Consider the following 24,907-nt stretch of genomic DNA (forward strand, 5'->3'; position numbering starts at 1 on the left):
GTACAGGTAGCTGTAAGTTACGATAGCACCATTGCTATCCAGGCATTAAGCTGGCGAATATCCAAGAAAATATACGATGCCACCCTGCTGCTTTAAACGGTAAAAAGAAATTAAGAATTTAGACTCGTTACGAAAGTTTTCAGGATAATCGGTTATCGAATAAGATAAATTCTTAATCTTTCTATGATGAATTGATTTTAAGCTAAACTTTCGTATCCTCAATATTATTGTTCAAACAGCATAAAATAATCAACTAATTCATTGAGCTATTTTTATTGGTATGATTTTTATGGTTTTTAATTAGGGTATGAAGTAACAATTATCTTATTGTTATGGGGACACATTGAAGACCCCAAGAGTATGGTTATTCTGATAAAGCGAATAATTAATCAAAAAAATCGAATATTAATTTTATCCATAGGAATTGGGCATTTATACGGTTTTAAATAAGGCCGTTTCTATATCCTGTATCACAAGGTGATTAATAATTTTTTAGCGCCATTTAATTTTATCTCATCATGGGCCGCTTTTACTCAGTACGACGGGCGCTAATGGTTAGCCCCGAACTGAGGAGAATCTTCCCATGGCAATGTCCATCTTTACCAATGCTTCCAGCATGTCAGCTATCAACTCACTGAACCGCGCCAATGCATCACAAACCATCGCAGCAATGCGTATGACCAGCGGCAAGCGCATTAACTCGGCCTCTGATGATGCCGCAGGTATGCAGATTGCTTCCCGTCTGAATAGTCAGGTACGTGGCATGAATGTGGCGATGCGTAACATTTCAGACACCAAATCTATGCTGAAAACAGCGGAAGGGGCATTTGTTGAGTCAGACAACATCCTGAACCGTATGAAAGATTTGGCCACGCAGGCAGCCAATGACACCAACGCCAAAGGCGACCGTGATGCGCTGCAAAAAGAGTTCACACAGTTGGGTCAGGAGCTGAAAAGCATTCTGGACAACACCAGCTACAGCGGTGAAAAACTGTTTGCCACCGGTGGCAAATTGACGGGCAAGCTGAATTTCCAGACGGGCGCACAGAAAGGTGAAGGTCTGACGCTGGATGTGTCGAAGCAAATTGGTGATCTGGTGAAAGAAGTTGCTCAGGATACTAAGGCGGCTCATGGTACGGCAGCAAAAACTGCTGAGACAAAAGTGACTGATGCTGAAGCAAAAGTGGTCACTGAGAAAGCGGCATATGATGCTGACCCCACTGATGCAACTAAGAGAAGTGCATGGGAATCTGCGCTGACTGACAGAAAAACCGCCGCTGATGAGTTAGATACTTTGTATGCTGATGCTACAACTTTTGAGTCTGGGGTGATTAATCTGAAAGTGGTCGGCCCGAAAGCCGCTATGCGTGCGGTTCAGGAGCTGGAAAAAGCGGTGGCGACTTACGGTGAAATGCGCTCCACACTGGGGGCTAGCATCAACCGTCTGGATTCCAGTGCCGCTAACCTGTCGAACATGAAAGACAATACCGAACTGGCAATGAGTAGCATTATGGATACCGACTTTGCGGTAGAAATGACTAACTCTTCCCGTAACCAAATGCTGATGCAGACCAGCTCAATGATGCTCAAGCAGTCTAACGGCATGGTAAACATGATTGGCAACTTGTTGGGCTAAGTTTTTATTCCATTTTTGCTCAAGATACCGCTCTTTGGAGCGGTATTTTTTTATCTGTTTTTCCATTGACCTATTTGCACTAGCAGCTTAATTCCCTGCGTGATTGTGTCGCTTTTACTCAGTACGACGGGGGCTAATGGTTAGCCCCGAACTGAGGAGAATCTTCCCATGGCAATGTCCATCTTTACCAATGCTTCCAGCATGTCAGCTATCAACTCACTGAACCGCGCCAATGCATCACAAACCATCGCAGCAATGCGTATGACCAGCGGCAAGCGCATTAACTCGGCCTCTGATGATGCCGCAGGTATGCAGATTGCTTCCCGTCTGAATAGTCAGGTACGTGGCATGAATGTGGCGATGCGTAACATTTCAGACACCAAATCTATGCTGAAAACAGCGGAAGGGGCATTTGTTGAGTCAGACAACATCCTGAACCGTATGAAAGATTTGGCCACGCAGGCAGCCAATGACACCAACGCCAAAGGCGACCGTGATGCGCTGCAAAAAGAGTTCACACAGTTGGGTCAGGAGCTGAAAAGCATTCTGGACAACACCAGCTACAGCGGTGAAAAACTGTTTGCCACCGGTGGCAAATTGGCGGGCAAGCTGAATTTCCAGACGGGCGCACAGAAAGGTGAAGGTCTGACGCTCGATGTGTCGACACAAATTGGTGGCCTGATTGACAGTGTGACCAAAGAAGTGAAAGCCGACGCAGCAGGTACTGCACTGGAAAAAGCTTTAGACGCAGCGCAAAAAGACGTAACCACAAAAACCACGGAAGAAACAGCGAAAAAGACCGCTTATGATAACGCGGTAGCTGCCGCTGCCGCCCCTGGTGCAGCACCTACTACTGCTGCTGCTGTTACCAGCGCTAAAACTGATTGGGATTCGGCCATTGCCGCAACCAAAACAGCGAATGAAGCGCTGGACGCTGTTTTTGAGCGTGATGATTATGAAGCCGGTGTGGCCAATATGACTATTCGTAGCGCTAAAACGGCAATGAATTCGGTGACATTGCTAGAAAAAGCGGTGGCGACTTACGGTGAAATGCGCTCCACACTGGGGGCTAGCATCAACCGTCTGGATTCCAGTGCCGCTAACCTGTCGAACATGAAAGACAATACCGAACTGGCAATGAGTAGCATTATGGATACCGACTTTGCGGTAGAAATGACTAACTCTTCCCGTAACCAAATGCTGATGCAGACCAGCTCAATGATGCTCAAGCAGTCTAACGGCATGGTGAACATGATTGGCAATCTGTTGGGCTAATTCAAGTGTTCGCGGGAAGGACCGCTGATTAAAACCAGATACCGCTTTCGGGCGGTATTTTTTCCCCTATTGTTTTATTCCGCCCCTTTCCACGGAGAAGAGTTATTTCCCCTAGATAAAACATTCATTAAATATCAGTGGCTTAAAATTGGCATGGTAATTGCTATTTTAAATAGCTGAATAACGCAGATTATACCGGGAGTAATAGCATGCTTGATTTTGATCCCAGCCAGATGGCGCAAAGTGCAGCAAATAGTTTGTTCGGGGTGCGTGTAAATCGATTAAAAGGCCAACAGACACAATTTAAGAAAGAGCAAGATGCGTTAAGCAAAATACAAAGTGGCCTAAATGATTTTCGTACCGCCCTGAGTGGTATGAATAAAAAAGATGAAGGGGTCTTAAAGATTAAAACGACCTCCAGTGATGACGACATTGTCACTGTGACGGCGAATCACAAAGCAGTGAAAGGCAGCTACACCCTTTTTGTTAAACAGTTGGCAAGTTCTCATCAGTTGGCACTGGAAGATCTGAAAGACAGCGATGTGACGAGTGCTACGGGTACTTTTACGCTGGAGATTGCGGGTAAAACTTTAAGCATTGATACCCGCTCATTGAACAGTGTTACCGAGCTGGCTGAGGCGATTAATAAAAATAAAGATAACAAAGACAGTGATAACAAAGAGCTAGTGACGGCTTCACTTATCCGCAATGGCGGCAAGGTTGTACTGACCTTAAGCAGCAATAACAGTGGTGCCGCCAATGAAATCACGTTGCCGGGTATGGGAACGACGGTTTTTGCTGGGGTACAGCAGAAGACGCTGTCGGCCGCTGCCGATGCCGAGGTTTGGTTAGGGGAAGAGAATCGCGGCATTAAAATTAACCACGCGAGCAATGTGCTGGATTCCGTGGTGGAAGGCGTCACCATCAACCTGACGAAAGTGCAGAAAACGGGCGATGTGCCGTTGCATATCGGTGTTGAGATGGATACTTCCGCAACACAAGAGCAAGTTAAGAAATTTGTTGATGCATTTAATAGTGTTAAGAAACTGGTGATGCCAACACGGGATAAACCGGATGAGAGTAAAGATAAAGAGGTTTCACCAACCTATAGCAGTCACTCGAATAATGGCATTAGTGCCTTAAACAGTGTTCTTAATAGCCTGGTTCGTCAGCGTATTGATGGCAAAAGTATTCTCGATTTTGGGATTAAAACCAACCGTGATGGTGGGTTGGAGATCGACAGCAAAAAGTTTGAACAGGCCATAAAAGATGCTCCTAAAGCATTAGTAACTTTGCTCAATGACGACACGGGATTATTGAAAAAACTGGATAACGCTATCGAGCCTTATGTCAATAAAAACAACGGATTGCTTAAAGGACGAACGGAGTCGATTGAACGTAAGAGTGCTAGCACTCGCAAGCAGCTTGATATGTTGGAAGAACAATATAACAGAGCACTTGAGCGCTACCTGTTGCAGTTTAGCAAGATAAAAGATGCTTCAGCACAGATGGCATTGAACATGCAGGCTTGGGGTTTTAACCGATGATTGGGCAGGAATAGATAATGTATATCAATCAGGAGCGCAGCTCTTATCAGGGGGCTGATATTGCCATCCAGGCGGCGGCTGCGACACCACATCAATTAGTGCTGATGCTGTTTGATGGCCTGCAAGACGAGTTGGTTCGGGCCAAAAGCCATATTGTTGCTAAACGCTATGAACACAAGGCGCAGAGCATCAATAAGTGCATTGATATTTTAAATGCACTGACCAGCTCACTGAACTTTGAACGTGGTGGCGAATTAGTTGTTAATCTCGGCAAAATTTATGACTTCTGTGTTTATCGGCTGTACGACGCCAGTAATCAGTTATCCGTTGATTTAGTCACTGAAGTAGAACAAATATTGGCCACCTTACGCAGTGGCTGGGAAGCCATAAAGGATACTGAATGAATGGTTTAGTATTAATTGAGCAATTGCAGTCAGATTTGCTTGATGTGGTACAGCAAGATAATTGGGACCATATGCCACTGATAAATAAACGTATTGACCAACTCGTCACCATTTTGCGACAGCGGGATCCCATGTCGCAGGTTGTTGAGCAGGCAATGCAGCAATTGCAAAGCCGCTATCAGTGGGTTTATCAGCAGTCTTTGCTGTATCAGACACATTTAAAAAGCGGTATGGCGCAATTACGGCAAGCTCAACCCGGCATTACCGCCTACGCGGCGATGGCCATCACGGCATACCAAAATATGTCTACGGAAGAGGGCCTGCGGTGATGACATTAAGTGGCTTTACTCAGGTGAGTAGCCCGCTGACATCTGAGCTGGGGGCGGAAAACACACCGATCGCCGGTAATGCACAAGAAGCAGGGGCTAACAATTTGGCGGCATTTGATGAGGCGCTTTCACAAGCGTGGAAGCCGCATCAACCCATTTCGTTAAGACCTTCCGTGGTGATGGATTTGATAGCACAGGTGGAGGGGGAGGGAAGTGGAGAGAATGCGGCTCCCGCGGCACAAATGAATGAGCAGAATCAGCAATTGCTTGATGTGTTACTTCAGACTCCAGTGCAAAACAAACCAGTGTCAGGCTTATCGCCAGTTGAGACTTTCTCGCGCAGCAGTGTCGAGCCAATCCAGTTGAAAGAATCATCACCCTTGATAGGGTTGTTGGCCTCGATGGGGCCACGGCTGGATATCACACCACCGGTGGTTGCTGTCAGCGAGAGTGCTTCAGTGGGGCGCATGCTGCCAGAGGGTGTGAGTCCTTTAATGCCGTCAATCATCAATATTGTCACTCACGGACATGTCGCGAACAGTCAGTATGATGCCGCCACTCCGCGCATGGAAAACCCGTTAACACTGGCGAAAAATCAACCGGAATGGTCGCAGCAATTGCGGACTGTGTTGGGCGAGCGCCTGCAATTGCAGGTCGAAAATAAAGTACAGCATGCCACTATCCGCCTTGATCCCCCTGAGATGGGCAAAATTGATATCTCAGTGCATATGGAAGGAGGGAAACTACAAGTTCATATCAATGCGAGTCAGGGGGATGTCTATCGGGCATTGCAGCACAGTAGTGGTGAATTGCGACAGACATTAATCGGGCAAAACAGTGCTGCTGTCGATGTACAGATATCGGCAAATAGTCAGCAACAGCAACGACAACCGCAGCATCAGAAACCACATGACGATATTTTGGCTGCCCGTCATATTGAGACGCAAGTGGATATGAGTGCCGACGACGGTACACTCCTCATCACCGTATAAAGGACTATAAATGAATAGCAAGAAAAAAACATTTTCAATGAAAGTGTGGGTACTCCTATTGTTAATTATATTGGCCGCGGTCGCAGCCAATTATCATGATGCTATTTTGGCAAAGTTTAAGAGTACACCCGCTGCCATCAATCAGTCATTTGTGCGAGGAAATAAAGCGGTTCAGTTTGTTGAAATTAAGAACATTATTATTACGCTAAAAGACAATAAATCCGAACGCTACTTACAGCTTGAATTGGGTCTTGCAACGGGTGATGATAATGATGTTAAAAAAGTGATTGCAATGGTTCCAGCTATTCAATCCGCTACCGTAAATTTACTTTCTAATATGGATTATCAGGTTGTACGAAATACCTCTATTGTCGATTTACGTCGCCAATTAATGGGCGAATATAAAAAGGATTTTGAAAAATTAAATGCGCCAATGCCATTTGATGATGTGGTGATTAGCCGAATGGTCTTCCAGTAATCGCTATGTCAATAATGGAAATTAACGATAATTTAGCACTGACGCCTGTCGATGAGAGGAAATATCTGGAAGCGTATTTGCCGCTGGTAAAACGTATTGTCAGGCAACTTTCATTTCAGGCAGACAGTGTTATCGGCAAGGAGGATATGCAGCAAGTTGCACTGATGGGGTTATTAGAGGCATTGCGCCGCTATGGTCATCCTGACGGGCAATTTGCTGCCTATGCTGTTCATCGAATTCGTGGTGCGGTACTTGATCAATTGCGCGAGCATGACTGGCGTCCGCGCAGGTTAAGGCAAAAAACGCATAAAACCAATGAGGCAATTCGTAAAGTGGCGCGGCAATTGGGCCATGAACCCAGTTTTGAGGAAATTACCGCAGAGCTACAACTGACGATGGAGGAGTATCAAGAATATTTATTGCTAGAGAGTGCCGGAGCAATGGAAAGTCTGGATGATATTCTCTCATTGGAAACCCCCACCGATGCTTTACAAAGCAGGCAGTTGGAAGAGAGCATTATTATTGAAGACAATCTTCATCAGGCTATTGCTTCACTTGAAGAGCGAGAGCAAATGATTCTGCATCTTTATTACCAAAAAGAATTGAGTATGAAAGAGATTGCCCAAGTTTTAGATCTCACGGAAGCCAGAATCTGTCAGCTTAATAAGAAATTAGTGCAAAAAATTAAATCATTTTTTTAAAATGTCGAGGGTGTTATGCAGAAGTTATTTGGCCTGCTGGTCATTATGGTATGTGTGATTGGCGGCTATATTATGTCAGGCGGAATATTATCTTCCTTCTGGCAGCCCGGGGAAATAATTATTATTTTAGGTTCTGGTGTCGGGGCCATGATATTGGCAAATCCTGGCTATGTATTAAAAGAAATGTGGCACCAGATTCTAGCGGTGACACGTAAAAGTGAATATACCGCTGAATTCCAGCAGCAATTATTAATGCTGTTATATGAATTATTAGAGATGGTTGATGAAGGGGGATTAAAACGCTTGGATGAGCATATTGAAATTCCGGCGAATAGCCCGTTATTTCAACGCTATCCTCTGATTTTACAAGACCAGCATCTGGTGACATTTATCTCAGATAATTTCCGTTTAATGGCGATGGGGAAAATCAATCAGCATGAGCTGGAAGGGATACTGGAGCAGGAGTTATCCGCAGTCGAAGAAGAGCTTCTGGTTCCCTCTCGCTCTTTTCATCGCACTGCTGAAGCCATGCCCGGTTTTGGTATTTGTGCCGCTGTCTTGGGCATTATTATCACCATGCAATCTATTGACGGTTCGATAGCGCTTATCGGTGTTAAAGTTGCCGCCGCTTTGATCGGGACTTTCCTCGGGGTCTTTATCTGCTATTGCCTGATGGATCCGTTGGCGAACGCCATGGAACAAGCCATGAAGAAGAAACTGACGTTCTTTGAATGTGTGCGCATGGTGCTGGTTAATCATGTGGCAGGTAAACCTTCGCTGCTGGCGGTCGATGCCGGCCGCAAAATGCTGCCGTTGGACAGTAAACCCACGTTTGCCACATTGGACTCTTGGATTAACAAGTTGATGATGGTAGGCGCGTAATGAGAAGTCATGCCAGAGGCGGACAAACTACCATCATCAAACGGGCCGCCAGAAAAAAACATGAAGGGGGACATTCCGGCGCATGGAAAGTGGCTTTTGCCGATTTTACGCTCGCGATGATGGCGCTGTTCATGGTGTTGTGGATTGTGGGGGTGGTCCCAGAATATGAGCGACAAGAAATTGTCGCGCAACTGAATGGCAAGACCATTTTCTCACAGCAATCCTTTATTTCCATTCCCTCTCAAAGCCGGAGCGGCGGAGGGAAATTCTCTGACAGTATTGATGGTTTGGAACAAGCGAAAGAAACGAAAAGCAACTTGGCGGTGGAAGTGCCGGAACCGGAATTGTCTTTGGAAGAGGTGGTGGATAAGTCCCGTCAGGAGATGGAAGAGTTATCACGCATAATCATGCAAATAACGTCCGCTTATGACGCACAATCTAATCTACAAATGGAAGTGGTTCCTCAAGGGCTGCGTATTCTGATTCAAGATGATAAACAGCGAGATATGTTCCAGCGCAGTAGCGCGGTATTGACACCTTTTTTCAGTCGTTTACTGGCTGAGTTAGCTCCGGCGTTTAATGAAATGGACAATAAAATCATTATTACCGGGCACACCGATGCTTCCCGCTATCGTGACCAAGTACGTTACAACAACTGGAACTTATCGGGGGAAAGGGCGTTGATGGCGCATAAGGCGCTAGTCAAAGGGGGGCTAGGCAATGAGCGAGTATTGCAAATTAATGCGATGGCAGATCAGATGTTATTGGATTCCACTGACCCATTAGCGGCAAAAAATCGTCGAATTGAGATTATGGTGTTAACCAAAACAGCTTCTGACACCCTTTATCAATTCTTCGGTAATCACGGAGAGAATGTAGTGAAATCGGCAGCGAAGAAAGCCGAGTAATTACATTTATATTTTTCACCGCCCAACCTTCCCTCGAATACCCCGGGCTGGGCGGTGTTTTTTATTGATGACAACCACATATCCGCATCACGAATATGTGGCTGCCAAAATTAGCGTGGAGTGATGGTGACAGTATTGCCATGAGTGGCGATAGTGACGCGCTGACCAGCATGGAACTGTGTCACCCCTTGAGCCTGAACCACTAGGAAGGTGGTGCCATTATCCCGACGTACTTCCAGTTCAACACCGCTATTGCGGTTCATCATGCTCTGAACTTGTTGACCCACAACACCACCGGCTACGGCCCCAGCTGCAGTACCAAGACGACGTCCAGTCCCGCCACCGAGAGTATTACCCAAGAAACCCCCGACTACCGCACCGCCAATTGCGCCTGCAACATTATTTCCGTCGCCACCCTGTATTGTCACCGGGCGCACAGAAACCAGAGTACCGTAAGTTACCGCTTGGGCTTGACCCGCCTGAGAGCTGCTGAAAGTATCGCCCGAAAGGGTATTGTTATTGACGCAACCACTGAGTGTGGCGACGGCGATAGTAGCAATAATGAATGGTTTTATCATAGAGACCCTTCCTACTTGAAGTTGCAGCGTAAACGATGCCTAGCGCATAACCGGTTGAATATTGACCGGTGAATTTATAATAGCATGACTTATTTACCAATAAATTGATTCATATACAAAATATATAAATAGCGGTGATAAGGGCGGTTGCCATGTTGTGCGCCGGATGGAGCAGCGCAGCGTAAGTCAGGGAGGCGTAGCTTTGTACTGATTGTGCCAATGACCACCAAGAAGTACCTCCTATTTAGCACGGTTTAAAGTTCAATCCGCGATCAAATATACCTATAACGAGTTATGTCTGTGTTTGGTATTATCCAGCGACGTCCTACACCGATCCGTTTTGTAACAATAAGATTTATCATTAAAAAATAGCAAAATAGTACGTTGAAATCCTCAAAGCTAATCAAATTGCTAAGAATCCGAGTGCTTTTCTGATTTAACAATTCATATTTTGGATAGGGAATTAATTAATAATTAATCACGTCATGTGATTTATATTCTCCACTTTTTTCTGTTTTGTTTTTTTATAAAATGACAAAAAATGAGGGATATTGTTAACAGAGTTTAGAAAAAATTGGGGTTAAGTTAAATGTTAAAAGAATCAGTTTTGGTTAATCATCAGCACAATGAGAACGGATTCTTGCCGATTTTCTGCGCAGCATTTTGCGACTCATGGAGAAGAACGCTAAAAGTGCATTCTGACAAGGTGGCAGTGGTGTCTGTGAGGATTTTTAGAACGCAATATTTCAACGTTTTCAAGGTGAAAATATCTATTTTCTATTAATTAGATTAACTTCATTGAGTCAAGTTGTACATTTCATCTCTAGGTCCGATAGAATTTTCATTTTCAGTTAAATAACTAAAGTCAGTAATTTATAATTAAAGTCATTTCATTAATTAGCTATACTCAGTTAATGATATTCAATTCCATCTAACACCTCACCTGACAGATTTTCTATTCTCAGGCAAATGAAATATTTTGCTGAAACGGTTTTAGTTCACAGATATTCCCCTCGCCTTAACTCAATCAATTATCCATTGACAAAGATCAACTTATTTAAATTTCTAAGGTTACAAAATATTAACACAAAACCATGTTTAATCTAAGGGTATACTCGTCATCTTTCAAATCACAGGTGTGCTTGCTGTTTTCCTGAAATTTGAAATTTAGTGGGTATAAGTAGAATAATAAAAATAGGGGAAAAAACATGCTTTCCCAGCATGGCGTTAACCGTCGTGATTTTATGAAGCTTTGTGCAGCGTTAGCTGCCACCATGGGTCTCAGCAGCAAGGCCGCTGCTGAAATCGCCGCTACAGTGAGTTCACCTCAGCGCCCTCCGGTTATCTGGATTGGTGCGCAGGAGTGTACCGGTTGTACCGAAGCACTGTTACGTTCAACTCATCCAACCATTGAGAATTTGCTGCTAAGTGTTATCTCGATGGAGTATCACGAGGTGCTTTCGGCTGCCTTTGGTGACCAGGCCGAAGAGAATAAACACCACGCGATTGAAAAATACAAAGGGCAATATGTCCTTGTGGTGGATGGCTCTATCCCACTGAAAGACGGTGGGATTTATTGCATGGTCGCTGGAAAACCTATTGTCGAGCATATCCGTGAAGCTGCGGAACATGCGGCAGCGATTATTGCCATTGGCTCGTGTTCTGCTTGGGGCGGTGTACCTGCCACGGGGGGGAACCCGACAGGCGCAGTCAGCTTGCAAGAGGTGTTGCCGGGCAAAACCGTTATTAATATTCCCGGTTGTCCGCCAAATCCCCACAACTTTCTGGCGACAGTCGCCCATATCATCACTTTCCAACGACCACCGGCACTGGATACCAAGAACCGTCCAACTTTTGCGTATGGCCGCTTGATCCATGAAAACTGCGAACGGCGTCCACATTTTGATGCTGGTCGTTTTGCCCGCCAGTTTGGTGATGAAGGTCATCGGCAGGGCTGGTGTCTTTACCATCTTGGCTGTAAAGGGCCGGAAACCTACGGCAACTGCCCGACACTGGAGTTTTGCGATATCGGTGGCGGTATCTGGCCGGTTGGGATTGGGCATCCTTGCTACGGCTGTAATGAAGAGGGGATCGGTTTCACCAAAGGCATCGCACAGTTGTCCAGTGTGGAACTCCCGACACCACGTGCCGAGTTACCGCGGATCAATAACACCGAAGGCGGCAAGGTCTCGACGACGGCGACGGCATTGTTGGGTGGCGTTGTGGGATTGGTCGCCGGTGTCAGCCTGATGACGGTACGTGAACTGGGGCGGCAACAGAAACAGCGCCGTAAAGATGACGATCACTCATCGCGGGAGGAGTAGCCGTGAATCGACGTCACTTTTTCAAATTAGCCTCTGGCGGTGTGTTGTTGGCGGGATTGTCGCCCAGCACCAAGGCTGAGGTACAGAACCGGCCACCGATTCCCGGTGCGTTGGGGATGTTATACGACTCGACATTATGTGTTGGCTGCCAAGCATGCGTAAGCAAATGTCAGCAGGTCAATCATAGCGAAATATACGCCAGCGGTGACGCCCTTTGGTCAGAGAACGACAAACTTAGCCCCTTTACCAACAATATTATTCAAGTCTGGACCAGTGGCGCGGGAATTAATAAAGACCAATTGGAAGATGGCTACGCCTATATCAAAAAGCAATGTATGCATTGCGTTGATCCCAATTGTGTCTCTGTCTGTCCGGTTAGCGCCCTGCGTAAAGATGCCAAAACCGGCATCGTTCACTATGACCCTGATGTCTGTACCGGTTGCCGTTATTGCATGGTCGGTTGTCCGTTCAATGTGCCGAAATATGATTACGACAATCCCTTCGGCATGATTCATAAATGCGAATTGTGTAACCAAAAAGGGGTCGAGCGTCTGGATAACGGCGGCTTACCCGGCTGTGTTGAAGTGTGTCCGACCGGGGCGGTGATATTCGGTACTCGTGAAGAGCTGCTGTCAGAGGCCCAACGGCGACTGACATTGACGCCGGGTGAAAACTACCGTTTCCCACGCCAGACGTTGAGTGCCAATGACACCTATGAACATCCGGTCGCTCACTATGAGAAGCATATTTATGGTGAGAAAGAGGGCGGCGGTACGCAGGTTCTGGTGTTGACGGGGATACCGGCGGAGAAACTCGATTTGCCGCCACTGGCGGAACTGGCAACCGGCGCTCGCTCTGAGCACGTCCAGCACACTCTGTATAAAGGCATGATTTTGCCGCTGGCGGTATTGGCGGGTGTCACCGCGTTGGTGCACCGCAATACACGCGATGAGCGCAAAGACAACCATCATGAAGTCGATGATGATCATCATGACAAGCCGCAGACGCAGGATAAAAAGGAAGGTCGCGATGACGATGCATAAATCTAGCCCACTGGGTGGGCGGCTGGTCAGTTGGCCCGTCATGCTGTTAGCGCCTTTTGTGGTGCTATGTGCACTGTTGATTGTCAAACGTTTAGTGCTGGGGCTAGGGTCAGTCAGTGACTTGAATGGCGGTTTCCCATGGGGGATCTGGATTGCCTTTGACTTACTGGTCGGCACCGGTTTAGCGTGCGGTGGCTGGGCATTGGCTTGGGCCGTTTATGTATTTAACCGTGGCGAATATCACCCGCTGGTACGCCCGGCACTGCTTGCCAGTTTGTTTGGTTACGCACTCGGTGGTTTGTCGATAACCATTGATGTGGGCCGCTACTGGAATCTGCCTTACTTCTTTATCCCCGGTCACTTCAACGTGAACTCGGTGCTGTTTGAAACTGCGGTCTGTATGACGATTTACATCGGCGTCATGGCCGTGGAATTTGCTCCGGCGCTGTTTGAACGGCTTGGCTGGAAAGTGTCACTCAAGCGGCTCAACAAAATCATGTTTTTTGTCATTGCCCTCGGTGCGCTATTACCAACTATGCACCAATCTTCAATGGGGTCATTGATGATTGCTGCCGGTGCCAAGATTCATCCACTGTGGCAAAGCTATGAAATGTTGCCGTTGTTCTCTCTACTTACGGCGGTCATTCTTGGCTTCTCCATTGTTATCTTTGAAGGTTCATTGGTTCAGGCCGGATTGCGGGGGCGAGGGGCAAATGAAGCACCGTTGTTCACGCGGCTAACGACCATTATTGATGTCTTCCTACTGCTGTTTATTGTGCTACGCCTCGGTGAGATTATTGTGCGCGATAAGACCGATTATCTGTGGCACTTTGACCGCTATGCCATCGCCTTCTGGGCTGAAATCGTACTGATGGCCTTGCCATTACTGATCTTCCGCATTCCTAAAGCCAGACAAGACAGCCGCTTACTGTTTATCGGTGCGCTGTGCATGATTGGCGGTGGGGCACTTTGGCGGCTTAATTACTCGCTATTGGCCTTTAACCCCGGCGGCGGCTACAACTATTTCCCAACCACCAGTGAAATCCTGATCTCCATTGGCTTCGTTGCCATAGAGGTCTGTGCCTACATTTTATTGATTCGACTGTTGCCGGTGCTTCCTGCTCACGGGCAGTTACATAAGAATAATCAGACAGAGGTAAAGCATGAGCCAACGCATCACCATTGATCCCGTAACCCGAATTGAGGGACACCTGCGGATCGACTGCGAAATTGAGGACGGTAAGGTCATTAAAGCCTGGTCCTCCGGCACCATGTGGCGCGGCATGGAAGAAATCTTACAAGGCAATGATCCGCGTGATGCCTGGATGATTGTGCAGCGCATTTGTGGCGTGTGTACCACCATCCATGCCATTGCCTCGGTGCGAGCGGTAGAGAATGCATTGGGAATGGAAGTACCGGTTAACGCCCAACACATCCGTAACCTGATTCTGGCTGCGCACAGTATCCATGACCATATTGTTCATTTCTATCAGTTGTCAGCACTGGACTGGGTGGATGTGACCTCGGCGCTGCAAGCGTCTCCGCGAAAAGCGGCAGAAATGCTAAGAGGGTTGTCCAGTTGGCCGCTTAACAGTGAGCAAGAGTTCACCCGCGTACAGCAGAAAATCAAGGATTTGGTTGCCAGTGGGCAGCTCGGTATTTTCGCTAACGGTTATTGGGGTCATCCGGCAATGGCTCTGCCGCCAGAAGTCAATTTGATCGCCGTGGCGCATTACCTGCAAGCACTGGAATGCCAGCGTGACGCTAACCGCATCGTGGCAGTTCTGGGGGGGAAAACGCCACACATCCAGAATCTGGCGGTCGGTGGGGTGGCTAACCCGATCAATCTGGATATGCCGAGCGTGCTGAATCTGGAACGTTTGATGTTGGTGAAATCCTTCATCGATCGTTTGGGCAGCTTTATTGAGCAAGTTTACAAAGTGGATACCGCGGTGATCGCCGCTCATTACCCGGGCTGGCTCAATTTAGGCAAAGGGGCTGATTACTACCTGAGCGTGCCGGAGCTACCGGTTGATCGCAAAGGAGAAACCTTCCTGTTACCGGGGGGGTATTTGGAGAACGGCACCTTCCGTCCTATTGCCAATCATAACGATCCTTACTTGATCGGCGGCATTGCCGAAAGTGGCAAACATGCTTGGTATAAAGATGACGAACCGCTGGCACCGTGGGAGGGTAAAACCAACCCGAACTACACGGGTTGGCAGGAAGATGGCAAATATTCTTGGGTTAAAGCGCCAACATTCTATGGCAAAACTGTTGAAGTTGGGCCACTGGCTTGGCTGATGTGCGGTATGGCAGCAGGGCATGAGCCAACCAAGCAGCACTTTAACGACATTGGCGCGGCATACCAAACATTGAGTGGGCAGAGCATCACGCCTGAACAATTGCCTTCAACATTAGGTCGTATTATTGGCCGTGCGGTGCACTGCTGCGTGTTGCATGAAACGCTGGCCCAGCAATGGACTGCGCTGGTGACCAACATCGGTACTGGTGATGTCGAGACCTTTATTAAACCTGATATTCCGCTGACCGGTGAAATCCGTGGTGTGGGCTTTGAAGAAGCGCCGCGCGGCATGCTGTCGCACTGGGTGGTTATCAAAGATGGCAAGATTGCCAATTATCAGGCGGTGGTGCCCTCGACCTGGAATGCCGGGCCACGCAATTATAATGGTGAACCGGGGCCTTACGAACAAGCGCTGGTGGGGACACCCGTTGCTGATCCTGCCAAACCGCTGGAGGTGGTGCGGACCATTCACTCATTCGACCCTTGTATGTCTTGTGCTGTACATATTGTTGATACAACGGGCAACGAAGTGACCAAAGTCAAGGTGCTGTGATGGGGATTTTGGTATTAGGTATAGGTAACTTATTACTCAGTGATGAAGCTGTCGGTGTACGGATTGTCGAAGCGCTAGAGCAGCGCTTTCACATCCCGCCCGGGGTTGAGGTGCTTGATGGTGGCACTGCCGGTTTGGAGTTGATGGAAGCCATGGCGAATCGCGCGCATTTGATTATTGCCGATGCGGTGATAACCGGCCAGCCACCGGGAACGGTGGCTGTGCTGCGGGATAAAGAAATCCCAGCCATGTTTAGCCGCAAAGTGTCACCGCATCAGTTGGGGCTATGCGACGTGTTAATGGCATTGCAACTGACTGACGAATTCCCGGACAAACTCACCCTTGTGGGGGTGGTGCCCGAGTCTCTGGAACCGAAGATTGGCCTGACCCCTACGGTCTCACGGGCCATTGAACCGGCACTGGAACAGATTATTGCGGCATTGCACGTCAGCGGCATTACGCTTAAAGCACGGGAAGAAAGCCATGTCTGATGTCGTTGTGGGCCATCCAGCAAATCCTGCGCCATTATTGGAACAGGTGTTTAGTCAAATAGCCGCTGATGAAATGTGTCACTTACCTTTTTACCGTGACCACATTCCATTACGGGCCTGTGGATTTCAGTTATTTGAACAGCAATGGATTGGCGCGTTATTGACTCCATGGATGTTGAGTTTGGTGGTCTTACCGGGGCCGCAGCAACGTTGGGATCGCCGTATTGTGGGTGAGCGCCTGATGTTGGCACTGCCTTGTGGCAACATTGGTTTTACCGTCAGTGAGGTTGCCGGTTGTGGCCAATATCTAAGCCGCTCGCTGATGTCACCACTGGAAACGTCACTTGGTGCAGAACAAGCAGTGCAACTGGCTGAACAGAGTGCGCGGATGGCATTGTCACTGCCAGTAGTTGATGCTGATGCACCTGCAAATCCACGGCGACGAGCGCTGTTTAACAAAGTCAGTCAGATGAAAAATCAGCATGCATGAAATCAGCTTATGCCTCAGCACGCTGGAGCTTATTGAAAAACAGGCGCAGTCACACGGTGCTAAACGGATAACGGCAGTATGGCTGGAAATTGGCGCACTCTCTTGTATTGAAGAGAGTGCTTTGCGTTTTAGTTTTGACAGCGCCAGCCGCCAGACATTGGCCGCGGGTTGCCAATTACATTTGAGTTATTTACCGGCCAAAGCCTGGTGTTGGGAGTGTAGCGCCAGTGTTGCTATTGAACGGCATGATGCCGGGTGCCCGCATTGTGGCAGCCATGCTCTGCAAGTCGAGAGCGGCAGCAATTTGCAGGTAAAACAGATAGAAGTGGAATAATCTTGAAGGAGTGAATTCCTATGTGTACGACTTGTGGTTGCGCCAGCGGCGAGAAAAAGATCGAAGGCGACGATAATCATCGTCATGATGATCACCACCACCATGATGATCATCACGATCATCACCACGATAACGACCATCATCATGATCACCACGAAAGTGCTGCCTGTGCGCAAAAAACTCAGCATAAACATAAAAACAAATATGTCGCTAAAGGCACACAGCCCGTCATTGTTCATCACCACTATTATTATCATCAGGGCGATGTTCACCATCACTATCACGGAAAGGGGCCAGAGCCAGCCGTAGGGGGGGAACCGGAGGACTCTGACGCACCGGCGGCCGAACCTTTCGCTCCGCAGGTTCATGATGACCAACAAGGGCTGCATTATGGGCAGGGTGAGGCCGGTAGCCATGCGCCGGGGATGGGACAGCGCCGTTTACTGCAAATTGAGCAAGATGTTCTAAGCAAAAATAACCACTTAGCCAGTCACAACCGTGAGCATTTTGTTGAACAACATATTCTGGCACTGAATTTGGTCTCCAGCCCCGGTTCCGGTAAAACCACGTTGTTGACGACCACTTTGCAACTGTTGGCCGGGCAAGTACCTTGTGCCGTCATTGAGGGGGATCAGCAAACAACCCATGATGCCGAGCGTATCCGAGCCACTGGCGTACCTGCTATTCAGGTCAATACTGGCAAAGGTTGTCATCTGGATGCGCAGATGGTGCATGATGCCGCACATCGTTTAGGGCTGACCAATGGCAGCCTGCTGTTTATTGAAAACGTTGGTAATTTGGTCTGCCCGGCTAGTTTTGATCTGGGCGAGCGCCATAAAGTGGCGGTGCTCTCGGTTACCGAGGGTGAAGATAAACCGCTGAAATATCCCCATATGTTTGCCGCGTCCACCTTGATGATCATCAATAAAATCGATCTGTTGCCGTATCTGGATTTTGATGTTGAACAATGCATTGCCTATGCTCGTCAGGTGAACCCTGAGATTCAGGTAATTGCCCTGTCGGCCAGTAGCGGCGAAGGGATGGACTTGTGGCTGGAATGGCTGGAGGCGCAGCGATGTGCTTAGGCGTACCCGGTAAAATTGTGGCAGTAGGTGAAGATATCCACCAATTGGCTTGGGTGGAAGTCAATGGCGTGAAACGCGAAATCAATATTGCGTTGGTATGTGATGAGACACCGGCTGACTTGCTCGGCCAATGGGTCTTGGTGCATGTCGGGTTCGCCATGAGCTTACTTGATGAAGATGAAGCCCAACAGACACTGGCGGCGTTAGCGCACATGCAAGCAGTTGGGTTAGATCTAGATGATCACGCCAGCGAGGCCAATGATGCGCTACGTTGATGAATTCCGCTCTCCGGCATTAGTGGCGGCGTTACTGACGCGCATCGAAAACTTGCTGCCGCAGATCCCGGATCAACAGCGCTTACCGTTGCAGATCATGGAGGTCTGTGGCGGTCATACACACGCCATTTTTAAATTTGGTCTTGATCAATTGCTACCGGAGGGGTTGGAGTTTGTCCATGGGCCGGGTTGTCCGGTTTGTGTCCTACCGATGGGACGTATTGACAGTTGTCTGGAGATTGCCGCCCACCCAGAAGTGATTTTCTGCACTTACGGGGATGCCATGCGGGTGCCGGGGCGTCATGGTTCTATGCTGGATGCCAAGCGGCGCGGGGCAGATATTCGCGTTGTTTACTCGCCATTGGATGCCCTGACGCTGGCGCAGAATAACCCTTCACGCGAAGTGGTGTTTTTCGGCTTGGGTTTTGAAACGACCATGCCCGCCAGTGCCTTAACGCTACAACAAGCCAAGCGGCTTGGGCTGACCAATTTCAGTCTGTTCTGCCAGCACATCACCATCATTCCTACCCTGCGCAGTCTGCTGCAACAGCCGGATGTGCGGATCGACGGTTTTCTGGCTCCCGGCCATGTCAGCATGGTGATCGGCACCACGCCGTACAGCTTTATTTGTGATCAATTTCATAAACCGCTGGTAGTCACCGGTTTTGAGCCGTTGGATATTTTACAAGGGTTGGCGATGCTGTTGGAGCAGATGGTCAATGGCTGCTGCGCAGTAGAGAATCAATACCGGCGCATTGTGCCAGACCGCGGTAATGTATTAGCGCAGCAGGCGCTGGATGAAGTGTTTGCTGCTAAAGTCAGTAGTGAGTGGCGCGGATTGGGTGAGATAGCCGATTCTGGTGTACAACTTAGCCCAGCCTATCAAACTTTTGATGCTGAATTGCGTTTCAAACCGCAGCAGCAGCAAGTGGCAGACGATCCGCGATCCCGTTGCGGTGATGTGCTGACCGGGCGCTGTAAGCCAGATCAATGCCCGCTATTTGGTGGTGAATGTACACCAGACAATGCCTTTGGGGCGCTGATGGTTTCCTCTGAAGGGGCGTGTTCCGCCTACTATCAATATCGATAGTTATCAAACACGATAGCTATCAAAATCAATAATCAGGCCATAATCGAATGAACAACACAGAAATCACCCTAGCCCACGGCAGTGGTGGGCGGGCAATGCAAAGCTTGATTGAGTCACTGTTCTTGGCGGCATTTTCGAACCCGGCGCTAAATGAGCGTGAAGATCAGGCGCGTATTGCGCTGGCGGACTTGACCACCTTTGGCGATCGACTGGCAATATCGACAGACAGCTATGTCATTGATCCTATTTTTTTCCCCGGCGGTGATATTGGCAAGTTGGCTGTATGTGGTACGGCTAATGATGTGGCGGTCAGCGGGGCGACACCGCGTTATCTTTCGTGCGGTTTTATTCTGGAAGAAGGGTTGGCGATGGCTGATCTTGAACGCATTGTGCAGTCAATGGCGGCTACCGCACAACAGGCGGGGATTCAGATAGTCACTGGTGATACTAAAGTGGTGCAGCGCGGTGCGGCGGATAAGATCTTTATTAACACCACCGGTATCGGTGTGATCCCAGCGGATCTGCACTGGGGGACTGCGATGATCCGTGCCGGTGATCGAATTATTGTCAGCGGCACCTTAGGGGATCATGGCGCGACGATTTTGAATCTGCGTGAAGGATTGGGGTTGGAGGCAGAACTCAGCAGTGATTGTGCTTTGCTAGCACCGCTTATTGCCCCCCTACACCATATTGCAGGGGTGCGGGCATTGCGTGATGCTACGCGCGGCGGAGTCACCGCTATTTTGCATGAGTTCGCTGCCGCCAGTGGGTGCGGTATGGAAATCAACGAAGTGGATCTACCATTGAAACCAGCGGTGCGTGGTATTTGCGAATTATTGGGGCTGGATGCGCTCAACTTCGCTAACGAAGGTAAGTTGGTACTGGTGGTCTCCCCAGAGGCACAAGAGGCTGTTTTGGCAGAGTTGCATCGCCACCCACTAGGTCAGGATGCGGCGGTTATCGGGCATGTGACTGAACGCAAGCAAGTACGTTTGTGTGGTGCATTTGGTGTCTCGCGCCGGCTGGATTTGCCTCTTGATGAGCCGTTACCGCGAATTTGTTAACCCTCTCACGCATCCTTGACGCTGCCACGCAACGTCAAGGACTTGGGGATAGATACACTGCTGTAGTGCTCAAGGCTTGGGGCTAGGAGTTTTTTTGTGGATGACAACGGTCTTCGCCTGCGGGTAAAAGGCAAGGTACAAGGGGTGGGTTTTCGTCCCTATGTCTGGCAACTTGCCCATCGTTTTGGTCTGCGTGGCGATGTCAGTAACGACAGTGCCGGTGTGACGATTCATTTATGGCAATCACCCGCAGTAGACGATTTTTTACAGGCACTCCCACTCGATTGCCCACCACTGGCTCACATCGACAGCATCGTCAGTGCACCTTACCACTGGGGGCGGCCGCCGCAGGATTTTGTGATTCACCATAGCGGGGCCGGGCAGATGGACACTCAAATCGTGCCGGATGCTGCAACCTGTGATGCTTGCCTGCGTGAAATGAATGACTCCACCAATCGCCGCTATCATTATCCTTTTATCAACTGCACCCATTGTGGCCCGCGTTTTACTATTATCCACCGCATGCCTTATGACCGGCCCTACACGGCTATGGGCAAGTTCCCGCTGTGTACTGCCTGTCAGGCGGAATATGACCACCCGGCAGATCGCCGTTTTCATGCACAACCCAATGCTTGCGCCGATTGTGGCCCGCAATTGTGGCTGAGTGATGCCAGTGGTCAAACCGTCGCACAAGATTTCGCGGCGGTACAGCAGGCTGCCACGGCACTATTGGCCGGAGAGATTGTTGCCATCAAAGGGCTGGGCGGTTTTCATCTCGCCGTTGATGCGACCAATAGCCGTGCAGTGGCGCGCTTACGCACGCGTAAACATCGCCCATCGAAACCACTGGCGGTTATGTTGCCAGATGCACGTTGGCTGAAAACGTGTGTGCAAAATACCGATAGCGAGGCTTTGCTTCGGCTATTGCGCAGCCCCGCAGCCCCAATAGTGTTAGTCGCAAAGCCGCTGATTAGCCCACTCAGTACATTAGTTGCCCCCATGCTGCCAGAAATTGGTGTGATGTTACCCGCTAATCCACTACAACATTTGTTGCTGCAACAAGCCGCTCGTCCATTGGTCATGACCTCCGGCAATGGTAGCGGCAAACCCCCGGCACTCAGTAATGAGCAAGCTCTAAGTGCGTTAAGTGATATTGCCGACCATTGGTTGCTGCACGACAGAGAAATTGTGCAGCGTGCTGACGATTCGCTGGTGCGCTTCACACCCAGTGGCGCTGAAATGCTGCGCCGTGCCAGAGGTTTTGTGCCGGATGCTTTCGAGCTACCCCCAGGCTTTAGCCGGCAACCCGCTATTCTGGCGCTAGGCGCCGACATGAAAAATACTTTTTGCCTGCTGCGTGACCGCAATGCTGTGTTGAGTCAGCATTTGGGCGACTTGGCTGATAGTGATATCGCACAACAACAGCAGCAGTTATTAACGTTATTTTGCGACATTTATCATTTCACACCACAGGCGGTGGTGGTGGATGCACACCCCGGGTATGTCAGCCATCAATTGGGTAACGCGTTGGCCTCACAGCAGAATATTCCTTGCATGGAGGTGTTGCATCATCACGCACATTTGGTGACATGTCTGGCAGAGCATGGCTGGCCGCGCGAGGGGGGAGCAGTGATTGGTCTCGCACTGGATGGGTTGGGATATGGTGCAAATGGTCAATTGTGGGGTGGTGAATGTTTACGCGTAGATTATGTGAATTGTGAATATATTGGTGGTCTGCCTGCGGTGGCATTGCCCGGAGGAGATCTGGCTTCTCGTCAGCCGTGGCGCAATTTATTGGCGCAGTTACAGCGTTTTGTTCCGGCGGGGCAAAACGTACCCGAAGCCGCCGCTATTCCACAACCGCAGGGTGAGATCCTTGCGCGGGCCATTGAGCGAGGAATTAATACTCCACTGGCTTCTTCGGCCGGTCGACTCTTTGATGCAGTAGCGGCGGCACTGAATATTGTGCCACACACCATCAGTTGGGAGGGGGAGGCGGCTTGTCAGTTAGAGGCACTGGCATGGCAAAGTACCAGAAGCGTTCCTCCTGTCACACTGCCGCTGCACGGTAATCAACTGGATTTAGCCACGTTCTGGCAGCAATGGTTGGCTTACGATGCGGCACCGGCAGAGCGCGCTTATGCTTTCCACTTTGCCTTAGCACAGGGCTTTGCCTCCTTGGCTCGTCAGGCTGCGCAAGGCTCTGGTATTGATACCATTGCTTTCTCGGGGGGGGTATTACATAACCAACTACTGCGCGAATTATTATGTGAACAACTGCATGATTTCCAGCTCTTGATGCCACAGCGTTTACCTGCGGGTGATGGAGGGCTATCGCTAGGGCAGGCTCTGATTGCTGCCGCCCGTGGAATAACATAAGGTTGCTTATTATATTTGTCTCATTTATGGGCGGGAGACCACATGCATACCCTTCACTCTGACCATTCTCGTGCTCCGGCGTTATTCCCTGATGCGTTGGCGACGGCCTGTTTACAACAATTTCATACTACGCCGCCCTTGGTTCACTGCCTGACCAATGAAGTGGTGCAGTCTTTTACGGCCAATGTGCTGCTGGCGTTAGGGGCCTTTCCTGCGATGGTAGTGGAACCTGAAGAAGCAGGGCAATTCAGCACAATGGCCAATGCGTTGTTGATCAATATTGGTACTCTGCATCAATCGCGAGCAGAATCCATGTTGGCTGCTATTGCGGCGGCCAATCACGCAACCACGCCATGGGTGCTGGATCCGGTTGCCGTCGGTGGGCTGAGGTATCGTACCGATTTCGCCCGTCATTTATTGACGCTTAAACCGGCCGCCATACGCGGCAATGCATCCGAAATCATGGCATTGAGTGGCATGGCGACCATGGGGCGCGGCGTTGACAGTCTGGACACGTCATTGGCTGCTTTGCCCGCCGCTCGTCAGTTGGCGCAGCAGATTCAGACGGTGGTTGCGGTGACCGGAGAGGTGGATTACATCACCGATGGTCAACGAGATTTTGCCGTGGAGGGGGGCGATCAACTGATGACCCGCGTGGTTGGCACCGGTTGTGCTCTGTCTGCGGTAGTGGCGGCGTTTTGTGCTCTGGAGGGAGATCGATTGCATCATGTCGCGACAGCGTGCCGAATAATGTCTCATGTTGGTGGGCAGGTTTCTCAGCATGTCGCCGGGCCGGGGAGTTTTATTCCGGCATTTCTTGATGGTCTTTATCAATTGAAAACGATCGGTATTTAGTTTTTTCCTGATTTAATCCCCTTTCTGCTACGTTTTGACTCTCAGATTAAATTTAATTTATGGCCTCTGCGGAGGCTTAAATTATATCCAGCAAATAATTTGCCATGGTTTAGAATTGAAATGGAGAGCACTCTCATTCTTTGGTCTTCCCGGTCTTTTTCTGCATTCCTGTTTTTTAGGTCCCTAATAAACATAAAGGAAAAAAACAATGAATCTTCTGAAAGGTTATAAAATAGCGGTGCTTTTTGCCGTCGGGATATTAGTGGCAGGATGCGCCTCAAAAGTAACAACCAGTGCACAGTTTTCTGGTTTCTTAGCTGATTACAGTAAGTTACAAGAAACGGAATCCGCCAGTGGTCAAAAAGTACTGCGCTGGGTTGCACCTGATTTTAATGTGAATAACTATACTGGTGTTTATTATACACCGTTAGTCTATTACCCTCGTTCGACACCAACTCAGCGTGTAAGTCAGAAAACATTAGATCAAGTTTTAGCTTACGCGAATAAAAAACTTGAAGCGGCTTTTAGCCAACAATTACCTCTGGTTAATTCACCGAAAAGGCCGAATACATTAATTGTTCGTGCGGCAATTACGGCTGTTTCTGCTGAGACTAAAGATATTCAAGTGTATGAAGTGGTTCCTATCGCCGCTGTTATCGCTGGCACTATGGCGGCCACGGGGAATCGTACTCAGCATACTGCGCTCTATCTAGAAGTGCAGGTGATTGACTCGAATACGGGTAAACCGGTCATCGTGGTCGTGCGTAAAGCGTATGGTAAAGATATCAGTAACAGTAATACGCCAATTACAGCGGATGACGTGAAGAGTACCGTCGATGGATTGGTCTATGACATTGTTAACTTTAGAGCCAAGAGCTAATTAACTCGT

At 48.9% G+C, this 24,907-nt stretch carries 25 protein-coding genes; 24 read left to right on the forward strand and 1 reads right to left on the reverse strand.

Features of this window, described 5'->3' with window-relative positions:
- Positions 1 to 583 precede the first annotated feature (583 nt).
- The 10 genes from ACIOG0_RS03090 (at position 584) to lafU (ending at position 9,152) form a co-directional block, all read left to right on the forward strand.
- Complete coding sequence (locus ACIOG0_RS03090) at positions 584 to 1,636, forward strand: flagellin (RefSeq protein ID WP_186367120.1); 1,053 nt, start codon at positions 584 to 586, stop codon at positions 1,634 to 1,636.
- 168 nt (positions 1,637 to 1,804) lie between these two features.
- Positions 1,805 to 2,911, forward strand: coding sequence for a flagellin (locus ACIOG0_RS03095; RefSeq protein WP_145579841.1), 1,107 nt, complete (start codon positions 1,805 to 1,807; stop codon positions 2,909 to 2,911).
- A gap of 209 nt (positions 2,912 to 3,120) precedes the next feature.
- Entirely contained in the window at positions 3,121 to 4,458 is a 1,338-nt protein-coding gene (fliD, locus tag ACIOG0_RS03100; protein WP_128451759.1) for a flagellar filament capping protein FliD, read from the forward strand.
- Between the two features lie 17 nt (positions 4,459 to 4,475).
- Positions 4,476 to 4,862: a flagellar export chaperone FliS gene (gene fliS / locus ACIOG0_RS03105; RefSeq protein WP_050097858.1), complete on the forward strand. Its 387-nt coding sequence runs from the start codon at positions 4,476 to 4,478 to the stop codon at positions 4,860 to 4,862.
- On the forward strand, positions 4,859 to 5,191 hold the full coding sequence (locus ACIOG0_RS03110; RefSeq protein ID WP_128451760.1) for a hypothetical protein: 333 nt from the start codon (positions 4,859 to 4,861) through the stop codon (positions 5,189 to 5,191). Before fliS ends, ACIOG0_RS03110 begins: the two co-directional genes overlap by 4 nt.
- Entirely contained in the window at positions 5,188 to 6,183 is a 996-nt protein-coding gene (locus ACIOG0_RS03115) for a flagellar hook-length control protein FliK (protein ID WP_128451761.1), read from the forward strand. The genes ACIOG0_RS03110 and ACIOG0_RS03115 overlap by 4 nt, the downstream gene beginning before the upstream one ends.
- A 10-nt stretch (positions 6,184 to 6,193) precedes the next feature.
- Positions 6,194 to 6,661: a flagellar basal body-associated protein FliL gene (fliL, locus tag ACIOG0_RS03120; protein ID WP_050097861.1), complete on the forward strand. Its 468-nt coding sequence runs from the start codon at positions 6,194 to 6,196 to the stop codon at positions 6,659 to 6,661.
- 14 nt (positions 6,662 to 6,675) lie between these two features.
- The gene (locus ACIOG0_RS03125) at positions 6,676 to 7,362 is read left to right on the forward strand and encodes a FliA/WhiG family RNA polymerase sigma factor (protein ID WP_080990645.1); all 687 of its coding nucleotides are present in this window, start codon (positions 6,676 to 6,678) and stop codon (positions 7,360 to 7,362) included.
- A 15-nt stretch (positions 7,363 to 7,377) separates the two neighbouring features.
- The gene (gene motA, locus ACIOG0_RS03130; protein ID WP_050097863.1) at positions 7,378 to 8,244 is read left to right on the forward strand and encodes a flagellar motor stator protein MotA; all 867 of its coding nucleotides are present in this window, start codon (positions 7,378 to 7,380) and stop codon (positions 8,242 to 8,244) included.
- Positions 8,244 to 9,152, forward strand: a complete 909-nt coding sequence (gene lafU / locus ACIOG0_RS03135; protein ID WP_050097864.1) for a putative lateral flagellar export/assembly protein LafU — start codon at positions 8,244 to 8,246, stop codon at positions 9,150 to 9,152. Before motA ends, lafU begins: the two co-directional genes overlap by 1 nt.
- A gap of 110 nt (positions 9,153 to 9,262) precedes the next feature.
- Here the strand turns inward: lafU and ACIOG0_RS03140 are convergent, their stop codons facing one another.
- Entirely contained in the window at positions 9,263 to 9,730 is a 468-nt protein-coding gene (locus ACIOG0_RS03140) for a glycine zipper 2TM domain-containing protein (RefSeq protein ID WP_050140153.1), read from the reverse strand.
- Between the two features lie 1,208 nt (positions 9,731 to 10,938).
- Between ACIOG0_RS03140 and hybO the strand changes: the two genes are divergently transcribed.
- The 14 genes from hybO to ACIOG0_RS03210 all read left to right on the forward strand — a co-directional run bounded on the left by hybO (position 10,939) and on the right by ACIOG0_RS03210 (position 24,898).
- Positions 10,939 to 12,054 carry a hydrogenase 2 small subunit gene (hybO, locus tag ACIOG0_RS03145; protein ID WP_050097866.1) on the forward strand — a complete coding sequence of 372 codons (1,116 nt, stop codon included), beginning with the start codon at positions 10,939 to 10,941 and terminating at the stop codon, positions 12,052 to 12,054.
- Between the two features lie 2 nt (positions 12,055 to 12,056).
- A complete protein-coding gene (gene hybA, locus ACIOG0_RS03150; RefSeq protein WP_050097867.1) occupies positions 12,057 to 13,097 on the forward strand; it encodes a hydrogenase 2 operon protein HybA in 1,041 nt (346 codons plus the stop codon).
- On the forward strand, positions 13,084 to 14,283 hold the full coding sequence (hybB, locus tag ACIOG0_RS03155; RefSeq protein WP_050097868.1) for a Ni/Fe-hydrogenase cytochrome b subunit: 1,200 nt from the start codon (positions 13,084 to 13,086) through the stop codon (positions 14,281 to 14,283). The genes hybA and hybB overlap by 14 nt, the downstream gene beginning before the upstream one ends.
- A complete protein-coding gene (hybC, locus tag ACIOG0_RS03160) occupies positions 14,261 to 15,955 on the forward strand; it encodes a hydrogenase 2 large subunit (protein WP_050097869.1) in 1,695 nt (564 codons plus the stop codon). Before hybB ends, hybC begins: the two co-directional genes overlap by 23 nt.
- Positions 15,955 to 16,446, forward strand: coding sequence for a HyaD/HybD family hydrogenase maturation endopeptidase (locus ACIOG0_RS03165; RefSeq protein WP_050097870.1), 492 nt, complete (start codon positions 15,955 to 15,957; stop codon positions 16,444 to 16,446). The genes hybC and ACIOG0_RS03165 overlap by 1 nt, the downstream gene beginning before the upstream one ends.
- Entirely contained in the window at positions 16,439 to 16,936 is a 498-nt protein-coding gene (gene hybE, locus ACIOG0_RS03170; RefSeq protein WP_050097871.1) for a hydrogenase-2 assembly chaperone, read from the forward strand. Before ACIOG0_RS03165 ends, hybE begins: the two co-directional genes overlap by 8 nt.
- Positions 16,929 to 17,270, forward strand: coding sequence for a hydrogenase maturation nickel metallochaperone HypA (gene hypA / locus ACIOG0_RS03175; RefSeq protein ID WP_050097872.1), 342 nt, complete (start codon positions 16,929 to 16,931; stop codon positions 17,268 to 17,270). The genes hybE and hypA overlap by 8 nt, the downstream gene beginning before the upstream one ends.
- A gap of 20 nt (positions 17,271 to 17,290) precedes the next feature.
- Positions 17,291 to 18,355, forward strand: coding sequence for a hydrogenase nickel incorporation protein HypB (gene hypB / locus ACIOG0_RS03180; RefSeq protein ID WP_128451762.1), 1,065 nt, complete (start codon positions 17,291 to 17,293; stop codon positions 18,353 to 18,355).
- Positions 18,346 to 18,630, forward strand: coding sequence for a hydrogenase maturation factor HybG (gene hybG, locus ACIOG0_RS03185; protein ID WP_050097874.1), 285 nt, complete (start codon positions 18,346 to 18,348; stop codon positions 18,628 to 18,630). Before hypB ends, hybG begins: the two co-directional genes overlap by 10 nt.
- Positions 18,617 to 19,720 carry a hydrogenase formation protein HypD gene (gene hypD / locus ACIOG0_RS03190; protein WP_128451763.1) on the forward strand — a complete coding sequence of 368 codons (1,104 nt, stop codon included), beginning with the start codon at positions 18,617 to 18,619 and terminating at the stop codon, positions 19,718 to 19,720. The genes hybG and hypD overlap by 14 nt, the downstream gene beginning before the upstream one ends.
- A gap of 47 nt (positions 19,721 to 19,767) precedes the next feature.
- Positions 19,768 to 20,784: a hydrogenase expression/formation protein HypE gene (hypE, locus tag ACIOG0_RS03195; RefSeq protein WP_050097875.1), complete on the forward strand. Its 1,017-nt coding sequence runs from the start codon at positions 19,768 to 19,770 to the stop codon at positions 20,782 to 20,784.
- 96 nt (positions 20,785 to 20,880) lie between these two features.
- Positions 20,881 to 23,163, forward strand: a complete 2,283-nt coding sequence (gene hypF / locus ACIOG0_RS03200) for a carbamoyltransferase HypF (RefSeq protein WP_128451764.1) — start codon at positions 20,881 to 20,883, stop codon at positions 23,161 to 23,163.
- A gap of 42 nt (positions 23,164 to 23,205) precedes the next feature.
- On the forward strand, positions 23,206 to 24,018 hold the full coding sequence (gene thiM, locus ACIOG0_RS03205) for a hydroxyethylthiazole kinase (protein ID WP_050097877.1): 813 nt from the start codon (positions 23,206 to 23,208) through the stop codon (positions 24,016 to 24,018).
- A gap of 208 nt (positions 24,019 to 24,226) precedes the next feature.
- Positions 24,227 to 24,898: a DUF3313 domain-containing protein gene (locus ACIOG0_RS03210; protein ID WP_050097878.1), complete on the forward strand. Its 672-nt coding sequence runs from the start codon at positions 24,227 to 24,229 to the stop codon at positions 24,896 to 24,898.
- The last annotated feature ends 9 nt before the right edge of the window (positions 24,899 to 24,907 follow it).

The sequence above is a fragment of the Yersinia vastinensis genome, assembly GCF_044905075.1.
GTDB lineage: Bacteria > Pseudomonadota > Gammaproteobacteria > Enterobacterales > Enterobacteriaceae > Yersinia > Yersinia vastinensis.

Bases quoted from the DNA above. Each gene is read 5' to 3' on its own strand.
- hypA (WP_050097872.1), top strand. From the start codon at position 16,929: ATGCATGAAATCAGCTTATGCCTCAGCACGCTGGAGCTTATTGAAAAA.
- lafU (WP_050097864.1), top strand. From the start codon at position 8,244: ATGAGAAGTCATGCCAGAGGCGGACAAACTACCATCATCAAACGGGCC.
- fliS (WP_050097858.1), top strand. From the start codon at position 4,476: ATGTATATCAATCAGGAGCGCAGCTCTTATCAGGGGGCTGATATTGCC.
- ACIOG0_RS03140 (WP_050140153.1), bottom strand. From the start codon at position 9,730: ATGATAAAACCATTCATTATTGCTACTATCGCCGTCGCCACACTCAGT.
- thiM (WP_050097877.1), top strand. From the start codon at position 23,206: ATGCATACCCTTCACTCTGACCATTCTCGTGCTCCGGCGTTATTCCCT.
- ACIOG0_RS03090 (WP_186367120.1), top strand. From the start codon at position 584: ATGGCAATGTCCATCTTTACCAATGCTTCCAGCATGTCAGCTATCAAC.
- ACIOG0_RS03095 (WP_145579841.1), top strand. From the start codon at position 1,805: ATGGCAATGTCCATCTTTACCAATGCTTCCAGCATGTCAGCTATCAAC.
- hypE (WP_050097875.1), top strand. From the start codon at position 19,768: ATGAACAACACAGAAATCACCCTAGCCCACGGCAGTGGTGGGCGGGCA.
- hybG (WP_050097874.1), top strand. From the start codon at position 18,346: ATGTGCTTAGGCGTACCCGGTAAAATTGTGGCAGTAGGTGAAGATATC.
- hypB (WP_128451762.1), top strand. From the start codon at position 17,291: ATGTGTACGACTTGTGGTTGCGCCAGCGGCGAGAAAAAGATCGAAGGC.
- hybE (WP_050097871.1), top strand. From the start codon at position 16,439: ATGTCTGATGTCGTTGTGGGCCATCCAGCAAATCCTGCGCCATTATTG.
- ACIOG0_RS03110 (WP_128451760.1), top strand. From the start codon at position 4,859: ATGAATGGTTTAGTATTAATTGAGCAATTGCAGTCAGATTTGCTTGAT.
- ACIOG0_RS03165 (WP_050097870.1), top strand. From the start codon at position 15,955: ATGGGGATTTTGGTATTAGGTATAGGTAACTTATTACTCAGTGATGAA.
- ACIOG0_RS03210 (WP_050097878.1), top strand. From the start codon at position 24,227: ATGAATCTTCTGAAAGGTTATAAAATAGCGGTGCTTTTTGCCGTCGGG.
- motA (WP_050097863.1), top strand. From the start codon at position 7,378: ATGCAGAAGTTATTTGGCCTGCTGGTCATTATGGTATGTGTGATTGGC.
- hybC (WP_050097869.1), top strand. From the start codon at position 14,261: ATGAGCCAACGCATCACCATTGATCCCGTAACCCGAATTGAGGGACAC.
- ACIOG0_RS03125 (WP_080990645.1), top strand. From the start codon at position 6,676: ATGGAAATTAACGATAATTTAGCACTGACGCCTGTCGATGAGAGGAAA.
- hybO (WP_050097866.1), top strand. From the start codon at position 10,939: ATGCTTTCCCAGCATGGCGTTAACCGTCGTGATTTTATGAAGCTTTGT.
- fliD (WP_128451759.1), top strand. From the start codon at position 3,121: ATGCTTGATTTTGATCCCAGCCAGATGGCGCAAAGTGCAGCAAATAGT.
- hypD (WP_128451763.1), top strand. From the start codon at position 18,617: ATGCGCTACGTTGATGAATTCCGCTCTCCGGCATTAGTGGCGGCGTTA.
- hybB (WP_050097868.1), top strand. From the start codon at position 13,084: ATGACGATGCATAAATCTAGCCCACTGGGTGGGCGGCTGGTCAGTTGG.
- fliL (WP_050097861.1), top strand. From the start codon at position 6,194: ATGAATAGCAAGAAAAAAACATTTTCAATGAAAGTGTGGGTACTCCTA.